Here is a 20,607-nt window from a genome sequence, read left to right as displayed (position 1 = left end):
CGCCACGTAGAGTCGTGAGCGTGTCTTCACCGCGCAGCCGCAGCTCGGACGTCCTCGCAGACGACGGGCTGCGGCTGCCGCGTCCGCCGGGGGTGATCAGGCGGTTCTGGGCCAGGCATCCGCTCTTCGCCGACATCCTCATCGCCCTGTTCTGCCTGACGGCCTCATTCGGCGTCAACGCGATCCCGGGCGATCCCGACCCGGTGATGCCGCCGGTCGTGAGCGCTGTGCTTGGCCTCGTGACCGTCGCCTCGTGCGTCCTGCTCGTGTGGCGGCGCACCCGCACGACCACCGCCGTCGTGGCAGCGATCATCGTCGACCTCACTCTTCTCGTGACCACGGGTTCGACCGGTTCTCCGATGTTCACGGTCGCGGTCTACACCGTCGCCGTGTACCGCTCGACGCGCCGCGCGTGGATCTGGCTGGGCGCCGGCTGCGCGGCGGTGACCGCGCTGGCCCTCGCGATGCTGCTCGGCGGCGACCTCACCCTGCAGGACCTGTGGAACGCCATGCTCTCGGTCACGGTGCCGGGCGTGATCGGCGTTCTCATCGGCATGAACATCGGCGGTCGCCGCCGCTACCTCGAGGCGATCATCGACCGGTCCCGGCAGCTGCTCGTCGAGCGCGATCAGCAGGCGCAGCTGGCGGCGGCCGCAGAGCGCGACCGCATCGCGCGCGAGATGCACGACATCGTGTCGCATTCGCTGACCGTCGTCGTGGCGCTGTCAGAGGGCGCGGCCGCCACCGACGACCGCAGCCGCTCTCGCGATGCGTCGCTCGCAGCCGCCCGCACCGCCCGTTCCGCTCTCACCGAGATGCGCTCGATGCTCGGTGTGCTGCGCGACGGCGACTCGGATGCCTCACTCGCACCCCTCGAGCCCGCCAGCCCCGCCGCGACCGTGGCGGCCGCCCAGGCCGCCGGATTCCCGGCATCCATCGCCGTTCGAGGCGACCCCGACCCCGCTCCCGCCGTGCGATTCGCGGTCGGGCGCATCGTGCAGGAGGGCGTCACGAACGCCATCCGTCACGCGCCGTCCGCCACGGCCATCGACGTGCGCATCGACCACGACGCGACGCCGCTGATCATCGAGATCGTCAACGACGGTGCGACCGGAGAATCGTCCGAGGCCGGATTCGGCCTGCGCGGACTGGCTGAGCGGGCCGCCCTGCTCGGCGGCCGGGTCGTATCTGCTCCGGCAGGCGCCGGGCGATGGATGCTGCGCGCCGAACTGCCGCATCGCACCCGCGAGCTGCTCGAAGGAGCGGGGTCGTGACCGATCGGATCCGCGTCCTGCTCGTCGACGACCAGCCACTCATCCGGCTCGGTTTCCGGATGGTCCTCGACGCCGAGGCCGACGTCGACGTGATCGGAGAGGCCGCCGACGGCGCCGAGGCGATCGCGCAGGTCGCGGCCATCGGCCCCGACGTGGTGCTGATGGACATCCGGATGCCCGGAACCGACGGCATAGCCGCGACGGATGCCATCGTGCGCAGTCACCCAGGCACCAGGGTGCTCGTGCTGACCACGTTCGACCTCGACGAGTACGCGTTCGCGGCGATCCGCGCCGGCGCGAGCGGCTTCCTGCTGAAGGACGCCGAGCGGCACGAGCTCGTCGCCGCCGTGCGCGCCGTGCACCGCGGTGACGGCGTGCTCGCTCCGCGCGTGACGCGGGCACTGCTCGACAGGGTCTCGGGGCAGATCGAGGTCGCGCCAACGGCATCCGGAGCGGTCGCCGACCCGACCTCGGAGCTCACCGAGCGCGAGCGGGAGGTGTTCCTCGCGATCGCGCAGGGACTCACGAACGGCGAGATCGCCCAGCGGTTCTTCCTCGGCGAGTCGACGGTCAAGACGCACGTGGGGCGCGTGCTGGCCAAGCTCGGCGCGCGAGACCGCATCCACCTGGTGATCCTCGCCTACGAGGCGGGGCTGGTCTGAGGGCGGGGCTGGTCTGAGGGCCGTCGGTCGATGCTCAGGCGCGGGCGGGCAGGATCAGCGAGAACGTGGTCATCGCCGTGCCCTCGAGCAGCAGGTGACCGCCCAGGCTCTCGGCCAGCTCGGCTGAGAGGGCGAGGCCGATGCCCTCTCCCGAGGTGGCGTTGCGCTGGGTGGCACCGCGCTGGAAGATCTGGTTGCCAGCGGGGCGCTGGCCCTCGTCGGCCACCTGCACGGTCACATATTCGGCGCGTCGCGAACCGCTGATCGTGATCTCACCGCTGCCGTGTTTCAGTGCGTTGTGCAGCAGAACATCGAGGATCTGCGAGGTCGCCGCGGGCGCATCGCCGAGCGCAGCATCGGCTGAGCCGACCCGGATGCGACGCCCGGATGCCTCCGCCTGCGCGGTCCATCGTGCGGCGGCGGCCCGGATCGCCTCGCCGAGCGGCTCGAAGGTGCCCGAGCCGGGGGTCTCACCCCTGGCGAACTCGAGCAGCTGCGAGATGGCATCGGCGAGCCGGTCGATCTCGCGCACGGCATGGTCCAGCTGCTCGCGCACCACCGGTGCGGTCTGCGGCCACAGCGACAGATCTTCGAGCTCGAGGCGGAGCGCGGTGATCGGGGTCCGCAGCTGGTGCGAGGCGTTGGCGGCGAACTCGTGCTCGCGGCGGATCCGGTTCTCGAGCGTCGCGGCGCTGTCGCGCAGCGCGGCGTCGATGGCGCGCGCCTCGGGCGTCGGCAACCGCTCCGACGAGGGTCGCAGATCTCCTCTGCCGATATCGCGCACGGTCTCGAGGATCTTCAGGAACGGGCGCGACAGGTTGCGGGCGAGCAGCACGGCCACGACCGTCGAGACGGCGAGCAGGCCGATGCCGATGAAGATGACCGGTGCGACGGCGGTGGTGACGCGGTCGGCGACGATCTCGCCTGAGCGGGTGAACGCGACGGTGCCTCCTCCGGCGACATCGGCGGAGCGCGTGATGTCGCCTGCGGCGGGCGTGCCGCCGGCCCGCACGGCTTCGCCGCTCGCCGGGAGGTACTCGACGCTCTCGCCATCGGTGAGCAGCGACGCGAGGAACGCCTCGTCGACGGGCTCGCCGCGATCGTCGATCACGGCGGCGACCACTCCTGCCATCCGCCCGGCGTACTGGGTCTCGGAGGCGTGCACGAGGTCGGCGACCATGATGATGCGCGGCACGCCGTAGAGCACGATGATGCCCAGCGCCAGGGTGAGGAAGGCGACGATGAGACGCCTACGCATCGGCGCCCTCATCGAGCCTGAAGCCGACGCCTCGCAGCGTCGTGATGCGCACGTCCGCCCCCGACTCCTCGAGCTTCTGGCGCAGTCGGGCGACCGTCACGTCGAGTGTCTTGGTCGATCCGAACCAGTTCTCGTCCCACACCTGGTCCATCAGCCGCTCGCGGGTGACGACCGCGCCGCGCGTGGCGTCGAGCTGGGCGAGCAGGTCGAACTCCTTGGTGCTCAGCGCGATCTCGCGCGTGCCGACGAGCACGCGTCGCGCCGCGACATCGACGACGAGCGTCGGCGCGGGGGCCGCGGCGGTGGCATCCGGATGCCCGGTCTCGACGGGCGAGACCGGGACGGGGGCTCCGCTGCGGCGAAGCAGCGCGCGCAGGCGCGCGAGCAGCTCGGCCAGCGCGAACGGCTTGGGGATGTAGTCGTCTGCGCCGACGTCGAGCCCGACCACGCGGTCGAGTTCGCCGTCTCGCGCAGTGAGGATGACGATGCCTCCCGCGAAGTCCTGCTCGCGCAGGCGCCGGCACACGTCGAGACCGTCCATGTCGGGGAGGCCGAGATCGAGCACCACGAGGTCGACGTCGTCACCTGCGCGCTCGAGCGCAGAACCCCCGTCGGCGACCCGCTCGACCACGTAGCCCTCGCGGTCGAGGGTGCGCAGCAGCGGCACCGCGATGCCGTCGTCGTCTTCGACCACCAGGATTCTTCGCCCCACGTGGTCGAGGCTATCAACCTCGTCCGCGCCCGATATACCGGTGTGTGACATCAGAACTCCCTGTCGAGTGCGCCGGTCTCGGTGACCGGGGCGTTCGTGCTGTGCGCACCGGTGAGATCGGTGGCGTTGGTCGACGGCGTCCAGATCATGGCGCCGCTGGTCGTCGCGGTGCGGACAGCGCCGCCCGAGGTGAGCGATCCGACGGTGACGGTGACCACGGTCACCGATGCACCGTTGACGGTCACGGTCGTCGCGGTCATCGTCGCCGCGTAGGTCGAGGTCTTGCCGGTCTTGATGTAGTCGCCGCGCAGGTTGACCGATCCCAGGTTCACGGGGCTGCTGCCGATGAGCACGTCGACGCTGTCGGCTGCGGAGCCGGTGCCGACGCCGGTCAGCCCGCCGTCGCGCAGGCGCAGGGTCACGGCCGTCGAGCCGCCGTTCCAGCCTGCGGCGATGCTCGCCGGGCTCATCTGCTTGCTGTACGTGAAGGTGATCGAGTCGCCCACGTCCACGCGGCCGGCCGTGCCCGCGCCGTTGGCGGTCTGGACGTCTGCACCGCGAACCGGGGCGTTGTCGACGCGACGGTTCGTCACGATGGCCGAGGTCGTCGTCTTGCCTGCGCCGTCGACGAGCACGGCGCGCAGGTCGTAAGCGCCATCGGCGACGGTCGTGGTGTTCCACGAGCACGAGTACGGTGCGGCGGTGCGCGTGCAGACGGTCGCCCAGCTCGTGGTGCCGGCCGGGGCGTACTGGATCGTCACCGACGAGACTCCGGCGGTGGAGTTCGCCTGGGCGGTCAGCGTCGTGGTTCCTGAGAGGTAGGCGGCCGGGTCATCCAGCGACACCGACGACATCGTGTTGTCGATGGTGCGGCTCGCGGTCGAGGCCGACGTCGTGGTGTTGCCGGCGAGGTCGGCGGCGACGGCACGGAAGATGTACGAGCCGTTCGCGAGTCCGACAGTGCTGAAGCGGCAGGAGTACGGCGACTCGGTCACGACGCACGCGGTCGTCCATGCCCCGCCGACCGCCTGGTACTGGATCGTCACCGAGGCGATGCCCGAGTCGGCGTCCGCGGCCGTCGCGCTCAGCGTCACGGCGCCGCTGAGCGGCGAGGTCGGAGTCGTCATCGACACCGTCGGGGCGGTGTTGTCGATCGTGATGTCGGTGTAGACGGTCGAATACACGGTGGCGCCCAGAAGCGGCGTCGCCTTGGCTCGCAGATCGTAGGTTCCGCTCGCGATGCCGGTCGTCGACCAGTCGCGCGTGCAGGTCGCGCCGCCCAGCAGGTTGGGGCAGCCGACGCTGATCGTGGTCCATCGTCCTGAACCTGCGACCGAGTACTCGAACGTCAGGTTGTAGGCGGCGAGCATGTCGGCGTTCTGCAGGCTGGCCTGAAGCGGCACGGTGCCGCGCAGCACATCACCCGGGTCGGTGAGCACGATGCCGAACGCGTTGCTGACGCTCACGCGCACCACGGCGGACGTCGTCGAGTACCCGGAGTTGTCGGTGGCGATGGCGCGCACGTCGTAGGCGCCGTCGGCGACCGTCGCGGTCTGCCAGGTGCAGGTGTACGGCGAGGCGGTGAGCGAGCAGAGCGTCGTCCAGGTCGAGCCGCCGACGGGCTGCGACTGCACGACGACGGTCTTCACGCCGGTCTCGCCGTCTGCGGCGTTCACAGTGAGCGCCGCCGCGCCCTTCAGGGGGGCTGAGGGGGCGACGACGCTCACGGTCGGGGGAGTCCAGTCGGCGGCGGCGCCGACCGTGCTCGCGGTGTTGGTCGACTGCGACGTGTACGCCGCGGTCGAGAACCGCAGCCCGTTCAGGCCGGCGACGGCCAGCAGCGCGCAGAGCAGGACCGCGAGTGCGGTGCTGCGCAGAGCGGTGCCGGGCATGGTCGCGGCCCTTCCTTCGGTCATGTACTCGACGTTACGGAGCGGTGGGTTACAGGCGTGCCACACCCGTCCCTCAGCCGCGACACGATCGCAGGCAGGGCTGCGAACGTGTCGCCCAGGAGGGGCTGCGAACGTGTCGCGCAGGCGGGAGCGACGGGGCGGGCTGCGATCAGCCGCGCAGGCTGCGGACCAGGTCGCGCAGGAAGAGTGCGGCGATGATCGCGGCAGGAAGGCCGATGGCCAGCATCCGGATGCCCGGCATCGACAGCACGATGAAGATCCAGCCGATCCCCGGAACCCATCCCTCGACGCGCGGCTGAACCGTCGCCGCCAAGGTGAAGGTCCACGGGTCGGCGCTCGCGTTGGCGTCGCCCTGCGTGCGCAGGATGCGCCCGCCCTGGACGGCGGGGTCGTCGGTGATCGACAGGATGCGGTGGGTGACGGGCTCGTCGATGCCCGAGTCTGCCGGCGGGATGTACGTGATGATGTCGCCGACCTCCAGGTCGGCGACGGGCACCTGCCGCTCGTAGACGACGGTGCCGCGCTCGAACGTGCCCGACATCGATCCGCCGGTGATGACGTAGCGGTCGAAGCCGAGCACGGACGGGACGAGCATGAGCGCTGCGATCGCCGTGGCGATGAGGACGGTGATCGTCATCAGGGTGGTGCCGATCACTCGGGTCGTCCGCGCAGTGCTCATGCTCGTCCTTCTTCTGATCTCGGGTGATCAGCTGGTGGGTGAGCTGTCAGCTCACCGGTCTGAGGTCTTACTGGTTGACCGTCTCGGCCACGCCCTGCTTGGCATCCCAGGTGTAGGTCGCCTTCGCCGTCTTGCCCTGCTCGGTGTTGTCGGCGCTCTGCGCGAGGGTGGTGCTGAAGGTGTAGTCGCGCTTCTCGCCGGCGGCGAACGTGCCGAGGTCGAGCGGGCCGGCCTTGGTGAGCGCACCGAACGTTCCCGACCACACGGGGGTCGCCGTGCCGGCGCGGGTGATGACGAGGGTGAGGTTGTCGGCCTTCACGAAGCCGTTCACCGCGTTCTCGGTGAGGGTGAACGATGCGGGCAGGCTGCCGGAGTTGGTGATGGTCACCGAGCCGTTGAGGGTGTCGCCGGGCTTGAGGTTCGCGAGATCGAAGATCGCCTTGTCGGCCTTCGAGTTCTGCTGCGAAAGGGTGCCGGTGCTGAACGCGTTGGCGGTGTTGACCGAGTTCGACACGAAGTCGGCGCCAGAGCCGACCGCGACCGCCGCTGCGACGAGCAGGCCGGCGAGCGGCACGATGGCGAGACGCTTGCGCGACTTGGCGGGGGCGGCTGCGGTGGTGGTGGTCTCGTTCATGGTCTTCCGTTCTGCGGGGCCGGATCTCCGGCGGCTGTTCGTGGGGAAAGCTTGTGATTCGAAGCTACGGAGGCGGCGATTACGGCTCTGCCACAGCAGGGCAACATGGCCGCCCCGGTTCGGTTACAGCTGCAGGCCGCGCGTTACAGCTCGCCCCTCGGCGCATCTCGGCGCGCGTCACGTCGCGGCGCTGTGGGAGCGGCAACGTTACGCTGAACTCGTGCTTCTCAGCGACCGCGACATCAAGGCAGAACTCGCGACCGGCCGCATCGGCCTCGCCCCGTATGACGAGCAGATGGTGCAGCCGTCGAGCGTCGATGTGCGTCTCGACCGGTACTTCCGGCTGTTCGACAACCACAAGTACCCGTTCATCGATCCGTCGGAGGATCAGCCCGAGCTGACCCGCCTGATCGAGGTCGACCCCGACGAGCCGTTCATCCTGCACCCCGGCGAGTTCGCGCTCGGCGCGACCTTCGAGCAGATCTCGCTGCCCGACGATGTCGCCGCTCGTCTCGAGGGCAAGTCGTCGCTCGGCCGGCTCGGGCTCATCACCCACTCCACCGCGGGGTTCATCGACCCGGGCTTCAGCGGACACGTGACGCTCGAGCTCGCCAACGTCGCGACCCTGCCGATCAAGCTCTGGCCGGGCATGAAGATCGGGCAGTTCTGCTTCTTCCGTCTCACCTCGCCGACCGAGAACGCGTACGGCTCGGGCCCGTACGGCAACCGCTACCAGGGGCAGCGCGGACCGACGGCATCCCGCTCGTTCCAGAACTTCCACCGCACCGACGTGGGCACGACCGACGCCGGCGCCATCGGCGGCTGACTCCCCGCCCCGCCGCGCCGCGCCCGCGGGGGTGATCCGTGCGCGGTTCCGGCCCGACTGCCGTGCACGATCGACCCTGCTGCGCCTCCCGGACGAACGGTCGGATGCGCCGGACGCTCGGTCGGGCGCAGCATCCGCCCCACCATCAGGCTGGAACCATGACGACCACCGCACCTGTTCCCACGGCGAACGACCGGGTCGCGCGCATGCCGTATGCGGCGCTGCTGACGATGATGGCGATGAGCTTCCTGCTCGTCAGCGCCGAGTTCCTGCCCAACGGCGTGCTCACCGAGATCGCCGCCGAACTCGGGGTCACGCCGGGGCAGGCCGGGCAGCTCGTGACCGTCACCGCGCTCGCCGGACTGCTCGTCGCGCCGACGATCGGGCTCATGCTGCCCCGACTCGACCGGCGGACCCTGCTGGTCTGGATGGCCGTGCTCGCCGCGGTCTCTAACCTCGTGGTCGCCGTCGCGCCCTCGCTCGCGCTGATGCTGGTCGCACGCGTGCTGCTGGGCGCCGCCCTGTCGGGCTTCTGGACGATGTCGATCACGGTCGCGGCGCGCATCGCGGGGCCCGAGCGGCTCGGCCGAGCGGTGATGTTCACCGCGGCCGGCACCTCGCTCGCCACGGTCGCCGGGGTTCCGGTGGGTGTGATGCTCAGTCAGCTGCTCGACTGGCGCGGGGTGTTCGGCATCGCCGCGGGAGCCACGGCTCTGCTCGCGCTGGCGCTGCGGACCCTGCTGCCAGCGATCCCGGCCGAGAACGCCGCGCGGCTGTCGGTGCTGGCCGAGACCCTGCGCCGGCCGGGGATCGGGCTGGGGATCGTCGGGCATGTGCTGGTGATCTTCGGTCATGCGCTGGCGTACACGTACATCCGCCTCGCGCTCGAGCGGGTGCAGGTCGACGGGGGCGTCATCGACGAGGGCACCGTGATCGTGCTGCTCGCGGTGTTCGGGGTCGGCGGATTCATCGGCAACCTCGTGATCGGAGCCGGCATCGACCGCACGTACCGCGTGCTCGCCGTGGCGACGCCCGTGGCGATCGCGCTCGCCGTGATGCTGATCATCGTCGGCGCCGGTTCGCTGTGGACGGTCGGCGTCGTCGCGTTCGTCTGGGGCTTCTTCTTCGCGTCGTGGCTGCTGATCGTGAACACGTGGGTCGGTCACCGGATGCCCGATCGCCTCGAGGCGGGCGGAGGACTGGTGGTCGTCGGCTTCCAGGCCGCGATCATGCTCGCCGCGGGAGTGGGCGGGATGCTCGTGGATGCCATCGGCATCGAGCTCGCGTACACGGTGGGTGCCGCGATGCTCGCCGTGGGCGCCGTGCTCTTCGGCCTGTCGGACCGCCGCAGCCGCTGATCCCCGCCGCGCCGCCGCGCCGCGCGACGCGCGCCCGCCCCGCGCGCGCCGGCCGACAACTCGAAAAAGCACCGGAATCGGCGTATTGCGGTGCCTTTTCGACTTCTCGCCGCCGCCTCGGGGTGCCGGCCCGGTGTCGCTCCGCGCTGCGCGCTGCGCTCCGGATCGAGAGGTCAGAAAGGCACGGGAAGTGCCGTGTTGCGGTGCCTTTTCGACTTCTCGGTGCGGGCTCGGAGGCGAGAGCGCCGCGCGCTCGCGCGGGCGCCGGGGTGAGAGGTCAGAAAAGCACCGGAAGGGCCGTGTTGCGGTGCCTTTTCGACTTCTCGGTGCGGGCTCGGAGGCGAGAGCGCCGCGGGTCGGATCAGGCGGATGCCAAGGAGCCGCGCGCACGCCAGGCCGACGGTGTCAGCCCGGTGTGCCGGCGGAACGCGCGGCTGAAGCCCTCGTCGGACGCATAGCCCAGTTCGCGCGATACCTCGCTGACGCCCCGCCCGTCGATGAGCAGGGCGCGCGCAGCGCGCATCCGCACCTCGGCGACGTACTGCCCCGGCGACCGGTCGAATGCCGCGCGGAACCGCTCGGCGAACACCGAGCGGGAGAGGGCGCTGACGGATGCCATCTGCTCGACGGTCCAATCGCGCCCGGGGTCGGCGTTCACCGCGTCGACCACACGGTCGAGGAACGGATCGCCGGTGAGCGACGGCCACCCCTGCGGCGCGCACACGTTCGACCACGCCCGGATGACCGACTGCAGCAGGGTCGTCGCCATCATGCGGCAGATGACCAGGTCTCCGTCGCGATCGCAGACCACCGGTGCATCGGTGCCCATGTGCTGCGCCAGCGCGGCCGCGGCTGGCTCGAGCTCGGCAAAGCCTCGGATCCACGCGAGATCGGGCAGCAGCTCGCCGACGTGCGCCGAGCCGTCGGTCAGAGAGAGGTGCGAGACGAGCACCCCGGCGCCGGAGGGGACGTGCAGGGCCAGCGGCCGCGCGCCCGAGAGCAGCAGGACGTCGCCGGCAGACAGGTCGTCGGGCAGTCCGGCGGCGGCCGGCACCGCGACGCGTCCGGCGAGCACGTAGACGAGCGACAGTCCATCAGTGCCGAGCGGAATCGTGTCGTCGACCGCGGGGAAGAGCCGGCGCTGGGAGCGGATGCTGATCGCGATCGCTCCGAGCAGCTTCTCGAGCGCATCGCTGCGCGCGCTGCGGGCCGCGGGTGCGGCGGGCGCGGGCGCGGGCGCGAGAAGGGTCATGCCTCTGGCAACCCGCCCGAGCGCGGGACTATTCCTGCGCTCGGACGCGGGGTGCTCGGTGACGGGCTGCTCACTGGTGGTGGTCAGCGCTGTGCGGGGCTGTGCACGGGGTGCCCAGCCGTGAAGCGGTCGTTGCCGCTGTGGCGCTCGTGCCCGCAGCCGGCCACTCGGCCGTACTCGTGCGGGCTCTGCCCGTGGCCGTGCCGGTGACCGTGACCGCGGTGCTCTCGACGGTTGTGCCCACCGCTGTGCCGGTTGTCGAGGCCGTCGCGCCCGCCGTGCCCGTGCCCGCAGTCGTGCCCATGGTCGCCGCGACCGTGACCGAAGTGGTGTTGACGGCTGTGTCCGCCGCCGCCGAGATCGTCGTGCGCGTGCGCATGCCCGTTCCGGTGCCTGACATGTCCGCGACCGTGACGGAAGTGGTCTTGGTGGCCGTATCCGCCGCTGTCGAGACCGTCGCACCCGCCGGCCCCGGGCGCGTGCCCGCAGTCGTGCCGGCTGTCGAAGCCGTCGCGCCCGTCGTGCCTGCCGCCGTGCCCGTCGTCGAGGCCGTGCCCCGGCCCGTGCCCGTGCCCGTGCCCGTGCCCGTGCCCGTGCCCGTGCCCCGGCCCGTGCCCGTGCCCGTGCCCGTGCCCGTGCCCGTGCCCGTGCCCGTGCTCGTGCCCACCGTGCTCGTGCCCGTGGTGCCTGCCCCGCTTATGCCCACCGTCCTCGCGGTGCTCATGGCCTTCCGGCGCGTGGGGGTGCCCACCGTGCCCGTGCCCGTGGTGCCCGAATCTGCCGCAGCCGTCATGTCCGTGCCCGAAACCGCGATCATGACTCCGACCGCGCTCACGCCGACCGCGGCGCTTGTGCCGACGGGGGAGCGGCTTGCCCTCCTCCCAGCCGAAGCCGCGAGCGATCTTCTCGAGGGACGCCGTCATGGCGGCGTACTCGTCGGGAGCGAGCACGTCGGCGACCCTGGTGCGGATCTCGTCCACGGAGGTGCCCAGTCGCCCCTTGGCGAGGGCGCCGGAGTCGGTGAGAGCCCAGCCGTCGGCGGTGTGCTCGATCCACCCGAGGTCACTCAGGCGTCGCAGCGCGTCACCGTGACGGCCATGGTGGGGGCGGTCGCCGTGCGTGCCGTCGATGCGGTTCAGCATTCGCCAGTCGCGGCGGGTGATGCCTTCGTCGTGGAACACGGTGGCGAATTCGGCGCGCATGAGGCGGTCGACCGCGGTGATCCAGTACCCGAAAGGGCGAGTGTCAGGGTTCTTCATGGTGATCCTTTGTATGTCATATTGCATGTACATGCAGTGTGACATGCAACCCAGAAGCATGTCAAGTTGCATGTAAAGTCGGAGCATGACCGAGCAGCATCCCGATCCGGCAGAAGCCATCGCCTCGGCGCTCGCGCGCCTGCGTGGCGGTCGCGGACCCGGCCCGCATGAGCACCACTCCCACCGCCACGCGCACCCTCATCCGCACGCAGGCCACGGCGGTCGCGGTGCGGGCCCCCGCGCGTGGGGCGGCGATCGAGCTGGGGCCCCCGCGGTGATCCGCATGCTGGAGGCGCTGTCGACCGCATCCGATCCGCTCGGCGTCAGCGAGATCGCCGACGCCATCGGCGTCGACCAGCCCCGCGCATCCCGGCTCGTGCAGCAGGGTGTCGATCGCGAGTGGGTCAGGCGCGAGGCCGACCCGAACGACGCGCGCCGCACCCGCATCGCGCTCACCGACGAGGGGTCGCGGATGATCCGCGGCGTGCGCGGCGAACGTCGCGAGCGACTGGGTGTCGCGCTGCAGACCCTGACCGAGCATGAGCGCGACGAGCTCGCCCGTCTGCTCACGAAGCTCGCCGACGGCTGGCCGGGCTGACGAGGGTCAGCGCGGTCGGCGCGACGGCTCCGCTTCGGCCGGCACCACCGGGATGCTCGGGGCGGCGGCGAAGGCGAGGATGGCGTCCAGCGCAGCGTCGGCGCGGAGCGTGCGGTTGTGGCCGCAGCCCTCGGTGAGCACGAGCTCGCAGTGCCCACGGTGGGCCGCATGCAGTGCATGCGCATGGCGGACATCGAGTCTGCGGTCATCGACGTCGTGCACGATCAGCAGCGCGACGTGCGCCGGGAGGGGGTTCTGCAATGAGTCGTAGCGGGCGTCCGCGGCGGCGCGCGTGAGGCCCAGGCGGCGGTAGAACTGCTTCTCGAACTCCGTCCTGATGGGCGGAGTGAGCCGCAGGGTCGTGGCGAACTGATCGTGGAAGGCCTGCACCGCGCCTGCGGCCGAGACGGTCGCCACTTGAGGCGTCCTGACGCCGGCGCGCACCGCGGCGAGCGCGGCGAATCCTCCGAAGGAGTGCCCGACGATCAGGTCGAACGGCCCCTCGCTGTCGGACAGGTGCTGGGCGGCGGCGACCCAGTCGCGCACGTCGGTGCGTCGGCCGCGGGAGTCCCCGTTGGCGGGCGCGTCGAAGCTCACGACCCGGTACCCCTCGCTGACGAGCTCGCGGACGAGTGTGGCGAACTGCGCGGCACGGGCATTCCATCCGTGCATGAGGAGCACGGCGCGCGGGCCGCGGCCCCATTCGTATGCGGTCACGCGTCGGCCCCGCGCCTCGATCTCGCGGCGCTCGGCCTGGGCGTGGGTGTGCTGGTCGTCTTCCCGTACCGACATGCGCGGGGCGGTCGAGAAGAAGGCTGCGAGAGCGATCCGCGCGGCCAGGGCGGGCGAGGTGGCGCCGAGCAGGCGGATGCCGGACGTGGCGATGCTCACGGTTGCGGACACGACGTCTCCTATCAATACGAACGATCGTTCATAGAGTATCCGAACGATCGTTCGTAGACTAGAGGCGTGACGGATCATGACTCTGCAGTCGCCGACGGTCGCCGAGTGCGCGGCGACGCGTCGCGCCGATCGGTGCTGCGGCGCGCCACCGATCTGGTCTCGGTCGAGGGGCTGGACGGCCTGAGCATAGGGCGGCTGGCAGCCGAATCGGGCCACAGCAAGAGCAGCATCGCAGGGCTCTTCCAGAACAAGGAAGGACTGCAGCTGGCGACCGTCGCGGCAGGGCGGGCGATCTTCATGGAGACCGTGGTCGACCCGGCACGTCGTCATGAACGGGGTCTGCCGCGCCTCGTCGCACTGATGCGCCACCTGATCGACTACTCCCGCAACCGCGTGTTCGCGGGCGGATGCTTCTTCGCCGCCGTGAGCGCGGACTACGACTCGAAGCCGGGGCCCGTCCGCGAAGCGGTGCGCGCCGCGATGCACGACTGGTATGGATATGTGCAGGCGCAGGTGCGCGCGGCGGTCGACGCCGGAGAGCTCGAGTTGGATGAAGACGGCATAGAGCTGCTGGCGTTCTCGCTGCCCGCTCTCTACGAGCAGGCCAATGCGCGGTCACTGCTCTGGGGCAGCGACGGGCCCTACCTCCTCGCCCAGCTGGGGATGCGCGACCTGCTCGTCCGCGCCGGAGCGGACGAGAGCGAGCTGGAGATGCTGACCCCCTGACGTGAGGCGCACGCGCTCCGCAGGAAGACCGCAGTCTCCGCCCCGCGCTGTCAAGCCCGTCGCCGTGGCCCCTCGCCCCGCCTACGGTCGGCTTGCATGAGTGCACACGACCAGCATCACGACAGCACCGAGCGCGCACATCGCGTGCTCGTCGTCGGCGGAGGCAATGGCGGACTGTCGGTCGCCGGGCGGCTGCGTCGCTCTGGCGCGACCGATATCGCCGTGATCGAGCCGTCGCAGACGCACTACTACAAGCCGCTCTTCTCTCACGTCGCCGGCGGCACCGCCCGGGCGCATGAGGCCGTGCGGGCGCAGGCCGATGTGATCCCGCGCGGGGTGACGTGGATTCCGGATGCCGTGACCGCGGTCGATCCGGCGAACCGGCGGGTGCACGTGGCGTCCGGCGGCACCGTCCGGTACGAGCAGCTGATTTTGAGCCCAGGCATCCGCAACGACTGGGATGCCGTGCCCGGCCTCGACCAGGCGATGAACTCGCCGCACGGCGCGTCGAACTACGAGTTCGGGCTGGCGCGCAAGGCGTCGCAGCTGCTGAGATCGGTGCGCTCGGGCACGGTCGTCTTCGTGCAGGCGCCCGGGCCCGCGTCGTGCGCGGGTGCCGCGCAGAAGCCCATGTACCAGGCCTGCGCCTACTGGCGGGCGATGAACGTGCTGCACGACATCCATGTGGTGCTGCTCGTGCCGTCGCCGACCATCTTCGGCATCCCCGAGATCGATGCCGAGCTGCAGCGCAGCATCGATGAGTACGACATCGACGTGCGCACGGGAACGCTGCTGCACGAGGTCGACGCCGAGAACCGTACCGTCGTCTTCGGGGCCGACGGCGGCGAGAGGCAGCAGCTGCGGTACGACCTGCTGCTCGCCGAGCCGCCGCAGAAGGCGCCCGAGTGGATCCGCGCCAGCGGCCTCGCCGACGACGACGGCTTCGTCGCCGTCGATCCGCATACGCTGCGCTCGACCGTGCATCCTGAGATCTGGGGGCTGGGCGACGCCGCGGGAACGACGAACTCCAAGTCGGGCGGGGCGCTGAGGAAGCAGACGAAGGTGCTCGCCGAGAATGTCAGCGCCGTCCTCGACGGACGCGAGCCGACCTCGAGCTATGACGGGTACGGCGTCTGCCCCTTCACCGTCTCGCGCTCGACGGCCGTCTTCGCCGAGTTCGACGACCAGCGCCGGCTGCAGCCCACCCTGTGGCGCAGCTCGTATCGCGAGAGCCGTATGAACTGGATCATCGACCGGCGGATCTTCCCGCAGGTGTACTGGCGCCTGATCCTGCAGGGGCGAGCCTGACGCGCGACCTCAGGTCGCGTCGTGCGCTCGCCGCGGCGCCCGTCCGCGCGGCTGCGTCGGGCGCGGTCCCGGGTCGGGCAGTGGCGGGGTGCTGAGGCGTGCGGCTTCGCCCGCTGTCAGCGTGACATCCTCGTCGAAGTGCCGGATGCCGAGCGCCGGCCCGTCCGTGAGCCGGTAGGTCACGGCATCCTGTTCGACGTCGACGCGGAGCGTGTGGCCGCGCACCCGCATCCCGAACGAGAAGGCCGTCATCGGCGGCGCGACCCGCGGTGCGAAACGCAGGGTCTCGCCGTCATCGCGCATGCCGCCGAACCCGCCGACCAGCGCGTTCCAGACGCCGGCCAGTGCGGCGACGTGCAGGCCCTCGTCGACGTCGTCCTGCAGATCGTCGAGGTCGACGGTGCCGGCCTCGACGAGGTAGTCCATCGCGAGGTCGAGGTGCCCGACCCGGGTGGCGACGGCTGCCTGCACCGATGCCGAGAGAGACGAGTCGCGCACGGTGAGCTGCTCGTAGTAGGCGAAGGCGCGCGCGGTCTGCTCGGGCGTGAAGGCCTCTGGCATCGACTGCAGGGCGAGCACGAGGTCGGCCTGCTTCAGCACCTGCTTGCGGTACAGGTCGAAGTACGGGAAGTGGCTGTGCAGCGGGTACTGGTCGTCGCGAGTGCCGTCGAAATCCCAGCGCTCCTTCTCTGTGAAGCCGGCGGACTGCTGCGGGATGCCCCGCTTCTCGTCGTAGGGGATCGCGATCGCGTCGGCGATGGCCGTCCACAGTGCGATCTCGTCCGCCGTCACGTCGAGGGCGCATGCCCGATCGCCATGCCTGCGCGCCGCAGCCGCCGCGGCGCGCAGGTTGCGCTGCGCCGAGAGGTTCGTGAACACGTTGTCGTCGACGAGCGCGGAGTACTCATCTGGCCCCGTGATGCCGTCGATGTGGAAGGCGCCGTCGTCGTCCCAGCGGCCGAGCGAGCACCACAGCCGCGCGGTCTCGATGAGGATCTCGGTGCCCTTCTCGCGCTCGAACCGCTCATCGCCGGTCGCCTTCACGTACCGCACGATCGCGGCGGCGATGTCGGCGTTGATGTGGAACGCGACGGTGCCGGCGGGCCAGTAGCCCGAGCATTCCCGCCCGTCGATCGTGCGCCATGGGAAGGTCGCGCCCTCGAGGTGCAGCTGCTTCGCCCGGTCGCGGGCGTGGCCGAGGGTCGTGTGCCTCCACGTCAGAGCGTCTCTCGCGGCATGCGGCACCGTGTACGTCAGCACGGGCAGCACGAAGGTCTCGGCGTCCCAGAAGGTGTGGCCTTCGTAACCCACGCCCGTCAGACCCTTGCCCGGAATCGACCGCACCTCGGCGCGTGCTGCGGCCTGCAGCACCTGGAACAGGGCGAAACGGGCGCTCTGCTGCAGGCGCTCGTCGCCCTCGATGACGACGTCGGCGCAGCCCCAGAACTCGTCGAGGTACTCGCGCTGCTCATCGGCGAGCGCCTGCCACCCGGCGTCGATCGCGCCGCCGGCCGCCGCCTCAGCCCGATCCTGCAGTCCGACGTCATCGACATCGGCCGCCCACTCGTGCCCGACCACCTTGAAGAGACTGATGCTCTCGCCCGCGCCGAGCCTGGTTCGCACCGTTGTGCGCGCGAGGTCGGGGGTGCTCTCGGTGACCGGCTCGGCAGCGGGACGCGCCGTCGACATGCTGAGGCGGTGATCGGTCGCGACGGCGACGGTGATCCGGCTGCGCTTGGTGCGCTGAACGAGGGTGGCGCGGCCTCCGGATGCCCGGTGCGAGACCGGCTCGAAGGGATGCCGCAGGGCATCCATCACGCGCGGCTCGGAGTGCACCTCGGGAAGCGGCTCGTCGGCGACGACCTCTGAGAGCACCGTCACCTCGGTGTCTTCGCCGACCGCGGTGACTTCGTAGCGCACGGCGGCGATCGAGCGGCGGGTGAACGACACGAGCCTCTGCGAGTCGACCGTCACGGTGCGCCCGGCGGGGGAGGTCCAGGTGGCCGTGCGGTGCAGGATGCCGGTGCGGAAGTCGAGACGCTGCTCGTGGGCGGAGAGCGTGCCGGTGCGGATGTCGAAGGGCTCGTCGTCGACGATGAGCCTGATGACCTTGCCGTCGGGCACGTGCACGACCGTCTGCCCGTGCTCTGGATAGCCGTAGCCGTCTTCGGCGTAGGGCATCGGATGCTCTTCGAAGACGCCGTTGAGGTAGCTGCCCGCCGCGGCGCTCGGGTCGCCCTCATCGAGGGTGCCGCGCCAGCCGATGTGCCCGTTCGAGAGAGCGAAGACCGACTCGCGGTGCGACTGTCCCTCTTCCTCCCAGCCGGCGTCCTGCAGGCACGACCAGCCGATGCCCCACGCAGCCACGTCGAATCGGTGCTGTGCCATGTCGCTCCCGTCGTGATCGACTCGGAGCGACCATTGTGCGTCGCGAGGGTGCTCGCGAGCGCGGCCCTTGCGTCGCACGCGGGCATCCGGCTATGGCATCCGGCAACAGGGCCGTCGGTCGGGGATCGAGCTGTCAGGCTCCGACGTCATCGGGGAAGCGAACGCAGAGCAGCAGCACGAGGCCGATCAGCAGGATGAGCCCGATGCCGAGCACGCCGTAGACGATTCCGCCGAACCAGAACAGGAAGAGCGACCAGGCGAGCGGCGAGAGGAACGACGCCACGCGACCGGTCGTCGCGTACAGGCCGAAGATGGTGCCCTGCTGGCTGGGCGGGGTGAGGCGCGTGAGCAGGCTGCGGCTGGATGCCTGGGTCGGCCCCACGAAGGCGCACAGCAGCAGGCCGCACACCCAGAACACGATCGTGCCGTAGTCGCGCAGCGCGTAGACGACGAATGCCATCACGACGAGCCCGGCGAGGGCGAAGATGATGAGGCGGCGCGGGCCGATCGCGTCGTCGATGCGCCCCGCGAGCAGGGTCGAGATGCCGGCGACGAGGTTGGCTGCGAGCCCGAAGACGATCACCTCGAGGAACGAGAAGCCGAACCCCTGGGCGGCCAGCACGGCGCCGAACGCGAAGACCCCGGCCAGCCCGTCGCGGTACACGGCCGCCGCGAGCATGAACCAGAACGTGGGGCGGTTCGTGCGGAAGAGCTCGGCGATGCTGCGGCCCAGCACGATGTACGAGCGGAAGAAGCCCACCTTCTCGGTCGAGGCGTACGAGGGCGACTCGGGCACGTTGCGGAACATCGGGATCGAGAACACCAGGGTCCACACGCCGCAGATGACCGCGACGAGCTTGAAGGCGAGCGGCTCGCTCTGCCCCACCAGGAACAGCACGGGGATGCACACGATCAGGGCGACCACGCCGCCGATGTACCCGAGCCCCCATCCGAGACCCGAGACCCGGCCGACGTTCTTCGGCGTCGACACCTCGGACAGCATCGCGTAGTAGCTGACATTGCCGATCTCGCCGATCACGGCCGCGATCGCGACGGCGAAGGCGCCGAACCAGAAGAACTTCGGGTCGGCCTCGACGAAGAACAGCGAGAACTGCACCAGCGCGATCGCGAGCGTGGCACCCATCACCCACTTCTTCTTGCTGCCGCGTGCGTCGGCCTGCTGGCCGAGCACCGGTGCGAGCAGAAGGATCAGGATGCCGGCGGCGAAGTTCGCCCAGCCCCACCACTCCGAGAGATCGGTGAGCCCCTGGCAGTACGCCGAACCCGCGTACTCCGACTGATTGCAGTTCATGTACGAGCCGTCGGCGAGCAGTCCCGACTCGCGCACCGTGGGGTCGAGGAACATCCGCGAGGTCAGGTACAGCGCGATCCAGACGAAGGTGAGTATGACGGTGTTGAACGGCTGCATCGCCCAGTCCCACATCGCCCACGACACGACCTGCTTGCGCGTCGCCTCACGTCCGGAATCGGGGTGCTCCCGGCCGAAGGCCGCGACGGCTCCGGTGCGAGCGGTGGGCGGGGGTGCGTCGGCGTCACGACCGGTCATAGCGGTCACGCTACCGGATCGCACGCTCGCGACGAGGTCGCCGAGCACCTCCGAGAGCTTCGTCGGGTCGGTGGCGCCGTAGTAGCGCGTGCCGGTCGCGCTCGCGATGATTCCGGGTCCTCCGCCCGCTCAGCCGAACGCGCTGGTCATCAGCGCGGCGAACAGGTCCTCGGCGTCGCAGGCGACGCGGCGGCGCGCGAACCAGTCGCAGATGTTGACGCAGTCGCGGTGCAGCAGGTCGAAGCCCTGCGGATTGGACACCGTATCGACGATCTGCGGCAGATCGATCACGCGCACCCTGCCGCGATGCACGAGCAGGTTGTAGGGCGAGAGGTCGCCGTGCGCGAGTCCGGCGGCTGCGAAGAGGTGCATGGTCTCGACGATCTGGTCGAGCAGGCCGGCCAGCTCTCGGGCATCCGCCCTGACCTGCGCGAGCCGGGGTGCGGCGACGCGATCGTCGCCGATGAACTCCATGAGGATCTCGGTGCCGTCGACCTGAACGGGATAGGGCACTGGCGCGCCGAGCTCGTGCATGCGGCTGAGCGCGGCGAACTCGGCGAACGACCACTCGGCGGCCGCGACGGCGCGGCCGTGCGCCGACTTCTTCGCGAGCGCTCGGGCATCGCGCGTTCTCCTCGTGCGGCGACCCTCGGTGTACGCCGATGAGCGCTGGAAGCTGCGGTGTTCGCGGTCGCGGTAGCGCTTGGCGGCGAGCAGGGTGCTCGTGCCCGGCTTCGAGCCGGCGCCGGGGACGGCCCGCTCGATCAGGAAGACGTCGGCCTCCTTGCCTGTTTTGAGGATGCCGAGCTCGGTGTCGACCGCGGCGGCGCTGGTGACGACCCACTCGGGACGGGGCAGCGGGCCTCGCTCGGTCGGCATGGTCGCGGGCCAGGTCGACCAGCGCTGATTCTCGCCGATCTCGGTGTCGGCGAAGGCGAGGGTGATGTCGAAGGGCGATGCGTCGAAGGACGCGGAGTGGTGAGTGTTCACGATGTGGCTCCGGAAGGGAGGCCACACGCGGATCAGAAGCGGGTGGCCTCGACGGGAAGGACGTCGGCGGCGGGCATGACGGTGACGGTGTTCATCGGTCGCTCCTTCCGCTGGCATCTTCCGGGCGCTTCCCGGTGCAGGTCGAGTGTAGGGGCGGGCGATGCGGGGGCGATACCGCCGGATGCCCGGTCGTTACTCCTTCGTGACGTGAGAACCCGGCTCCGTCTCGGCCTGATACCGTGCGGCCCCAATGCCGGCGGCCGAGGTGCTCGTCGAGCCGCCTACGCCGCGCGTGTGGTC

At 70.5% G+C, this 20,607-nt stretch carries 18 protein-coding genes; 8 read left to right on the top strand and 10 right to left on the bottom strand.

Annotated features, from left to right (window positions below):
• Positions 1–20: 20 nt before the first annotated feature.
• Positions 21–1,274 carry a histidine kinase gene (locus tag JOE67_RS07680; RefSeq protein ID WP_204974896.1) on the top strand — a complete coding sequence of 418 codons (1,254 nt, stop codon included), beginning with the start codon at positions 21–23 and terminating at the stop codon, positions 1,272–1,274.
• Positions 1,271–1,936: a response regulator gene (locus tag JOE67_RS07675; RefSeq protein WP_204974895.1), complete on the top strand. Its 666-nt coding sequence runs from the start codon at positions 1,271–1,273 to the stop codon at positions 1,934–1,936. Before JOE67_RS07680 ends, JOE67_RS07675 begins: the two co-directional genes overlap by 4 nt.
• A 34-nt stretch (positions 1,937–1,970) precedes the next feature.
• Here JOE67_RS07675 and JOE67_RS07670 read toward each other — a convergent pair whose 3' ends face one another.
• The 5 genes from JOE67_RS07670 to JOE67_RS07650 form a co-directional block, all read right to left on the bottom strand.
• Positions 1,971–3,194 carry a sensor histidine kinase gene (locus JOE67_RS07670; protein WP_204974894.1) on the bottom strand — a complete coding sequence of 408 codons (1,224 nt, stop codon included), beginning with the start codon at positions 3,192–3,194 and terminating at the stop codon, positions 1,971–1,973.
• A complete protein-coding gene (locus JOE67_RS07665; protein ID WP_338041533.1) occupies positions 3,187–3,906 on the bottom strand; it encodes a response regulator transcription factor in 720 nt (239 codons plus the stop codon). Before JOE67_RS07665 ends, JOE67_RS07670 begins: the two co-directional genes overlap by 8 nt.
• A gap of 50 nt (positions 3,907–3,956) precedes the next feature.
• Positions 3,957–5,822, bottom strand: a complete 1,866-nt coding sequence (locus tag JOE67_RS07660; RefSeq protein WP_204974892.1) for an Ig-like domain-containing protein — start codon at positions 5,820–5,822, stop codon at positions 3,957–3,959.
• A 145-nt stretch (positions 5,823–5,967) separates the two neighbouring features.
• Complete coding sequence (locus JOE67_RS07655) at positions 5,968–6,498, bottom strand: signal peptidase I (RefSeq protein WP_204974891.1); 531 nt, start codon at positions 6,496–6,498, stop codon at positions 5,968–5,970.
• A gap of 67 nt (positions 6,499–6,565) precedes the next feature.
• Positions 6,566–7,132 carry a TasA family protein gene (locus tag JOE67_RS07650; RefSeq protein ID WP_204974890.1) on the bottom strand — a complete coding sequence of 189 codons (567 nt, stop codon included), beginning with the start codon at positions 7,130–7,132 and terminating at the stop codon, positions 6,566–6,568.
• Positions 7,133–7,352: 220 nt separating this feature from the next.
• Between JOE67_RS07650 and dcd the strand changes: the two genes are divergently transcribed.
• Positions 7,353–7,958, top strand: a complete 606-nt coding sequence (gene dcd / locus JOE67_RS07645; RefSeq protein ID WP_204974889.1) for a dCTP deaminase — start codon at positions 7,353–7,355, stop codon at positions 7,956–7,958.
• 158 nt (positions 7,959–8,116) lie between these two features.
• Positions 8,117–9,316: an MFS transporter gene (locus JOE67_RS07640; protein WP_204974888.1), complete on the top strand. Its 1,200-nt coding sequence runs from the start codon at positions 8,117–8,119 to the stop codon at positions 9,314–9,316.
• A 361-nt stretch (positions 9,317–9,677) separates the two neighbouring features.
• On the opposite strand, the gene JOE67_RS07635 is transcribed toward JOE67_RS07640, so the two are convergent.
• Complete coding sequence (locus JOE67_RS07635) at positions 9,678–10,568, bottom strand: AraC family transcriptional regulator (protein WP_204974887.1); 891 nt, start codon at positions 10,566–10,568, stop codon at positions 9,678–9,680.
• A gap of 110 nt (positions 10,569–10,678) precedes the next feature.
• Between JOE67_RS07635 and JOE67_RS15645 the strand changes: the two genes are divergently transcribed.
• Positions 10,679–11,869, top strand: a complete 1,191-nt coding sequence (locus JOE67_RS15645; protein WP_204974886.1) for a hypothetical protein — start codon at positions 10,679–10,681, stop codon at positions 11,867–11,869.
• Positions 11,870–11,912: 43 nt separating this feature from the next.
• Complete coding sequence (locus JOE67_RS07625) at positions 11,913–12,425, top strand: MarR family winged helix-turn-helix transcriptional regulator (RefSeq protein ID WP_204974885.1); 513 nt, start codon at positions 11,913–11,915, stop codon at positions 12,423–12,425.
• Between the two features lie 6 nt (positions 12,426–12,431).
• Here the strand turns inward: JOE67_RS07625 and JOE67_RS07620 are convergent, their stop codons facing one another.
• Positions 12,432–13,328 carry an alpha/beta fold hydrolase gene (locus tag JOE67_RS07620; RefSeq protein WP_204974884.1) on the bottom strand — a complete coding sequence of 299 codons (897 nt, stop codon included), beginning with the start codon at positions 13,326–13,328 and terminating at the stop codon, positions 12,432–12,434.
• A 66-nt stretch (positions 13,329–13,394) separates the two neighbouring features.
• Here JOE67_RS07620 and JOE67_RS07615 point away from each other — a divergent pair, with 66 nt between their 5' ends.
• Positions 13,395–14,054, top strand: coding sequence for a TetR family transcriptional regulator C-terminal domain-containing protein (locus tag JOE67_RS07615; protein ID WP_204974883.1), 660 nt, complete (start codon positions 13,395–13,397; stop codon positions 14,052–14,054).
• Between the two features lie 96 nt (positions 14,055–14,150).
• On the top strand, positions 14,151–15,362 hold the full coding sequence (locus JOE67_RS07610) for an NAD(P)/FAD-dependent oxidoreductase (protein ID WP_204974882.1): 1,212 nt from the start codon (positions 14,151–14,153) through the stop codon (positions 15,360–15,362).
• A gap of 9 nt (positions 15,363–15,371) precedes the next feature.
• Here JOE67_RS07610 and JOE67_RS07605 read toward each other — a convergent pair whose 3' ends face one another.
• The 3 genes from JOE67_RS07605 to JOE67_RS07595 all read right to left on the bottom strand — a co-directional run bounded on the left by JOE67_RS07605 (position 15,372) and on the right by JOE67_RS07595 (position 20,307).
• The gene (locus JOE67_RS07605) at positions 15,372–17,750 is read right to left on the bottom strand and encodes a glycoside hydrolase family 65 protein (protein ID WP_204974881.1); all 2,379 of its coding nucleotides are present in this window, start codon (positions 17,748–17,750) and stop codon (positions 15,372–15,374) included.
• A 133-nt stretch (positions 17,751–17,883) separates the two neighbouring features.
• Positions 17,884–19,317 (bottom strand): MFS transporter, encoded by a 1,434-nt coding sequence (locus JOE67_RS07600; RefSeq protein WP_204974880.1) that lies wholly within the window; start codon positions 19,315–19,317, stop codon positions 17,884–17,886.
• 129 nt (positions 19,318–19,446) lie between these two features.
• A complete protein-coding gene (locus tag JOE67_RS07595) occupies positions 19,447–20,307 on the bottom strand; it encodes a serine protein kinase RIO (RefSeq protein ID WP_338041532.1) in 861 nt (286 codons plus the stop codon).
• Positions 20,308–20,607 lie beyond the last annotated feature (300 nt).

It is taken from the genome of Microbacterium esteraromaticum (assembly GCF_016907315.1).
GTDB lineage: Bacteria > Actinomycetota > Actinomycetes > Actinomycetales > Microbacteriaceae > Microbacterium > Microbacterium esteraromaticum.
This window is presented reverse-complemented; position numbering and strand designations above follow the sequence as displayed.

Bases quoted from the DNA above. Each gene is read 5' to 3' on its own strand.
- JOE67_RS07625 (WP_204974885.1), top strand. From the start codon at position 11,913: ATGACCGAGCAGCATCCCGATCCGGCAGAAGCCATCGCCTCGGCGCTC.
- JOE67_RS07635 (WP_204974887.1), bottom strand. From the start codon at position 10,568: ATGACCCTTCTCGCGCCCGCGCCCGCGCCCGCCGCACCCGCGGCCCGC.
- JOE67_RS07660 (WP_204974892.1), bottom strand. From the start codon at position 5,822: ATGACCGAAGGAAGGGCCGCGACCATGCCCGGCACCGCTCTGCGCAGC.
- JOE67_RS07605 (WP_204974881.1), bottom strand. From the start codon at position 17,750: ATGGCACAGCACCGATTCGACGTGGCTGCGTGGGGCATCGGCTGGTCG.
- JOE67_RS07640 (WP_204974888.1), top strand. From the start codon at position 8,117: ATGACGACCACCGCACCTGTTCCCACGGCGAACGACCGGGTCGCGCGC.
- JOE67_RS07600 (WP_204974880.1), bottom strand. From the start codon at position 19,317: ATGACCGGTCGTGACGCCGACGCACCCCCGCCCACCGCTCGCACCGGA.
- JOE67_RS07670 (WP_204974894.1), bottom strand. From the start codon at position 3,194: ATGCGTAGGCGTCTCATCGTCGCCTTCCTCACCCTGGCGCTGGGCATC.
- JOE67_RS07650 (WP_204974890.1), bottom strand. From the start codon at position 7,132: ATGAACGAGACCACCACCACCGCAGCCGCCCCCGCCAAGTCGCGCAAG.
- JOE67_RS07655 (WP_204974891.1), bottom strand. From the start codon at position 6,498: ATGAGCACTGCGCGGACGACCCGAGTGATCGGCACCACCCTGATGACG.
- JOE67_RS07610 (WP_204974882.1), top strand. From the start codon at position 14,151: ATGAGTGCACACGACCAGCATCACGACAGCACCGAGCGCGCACATCGC.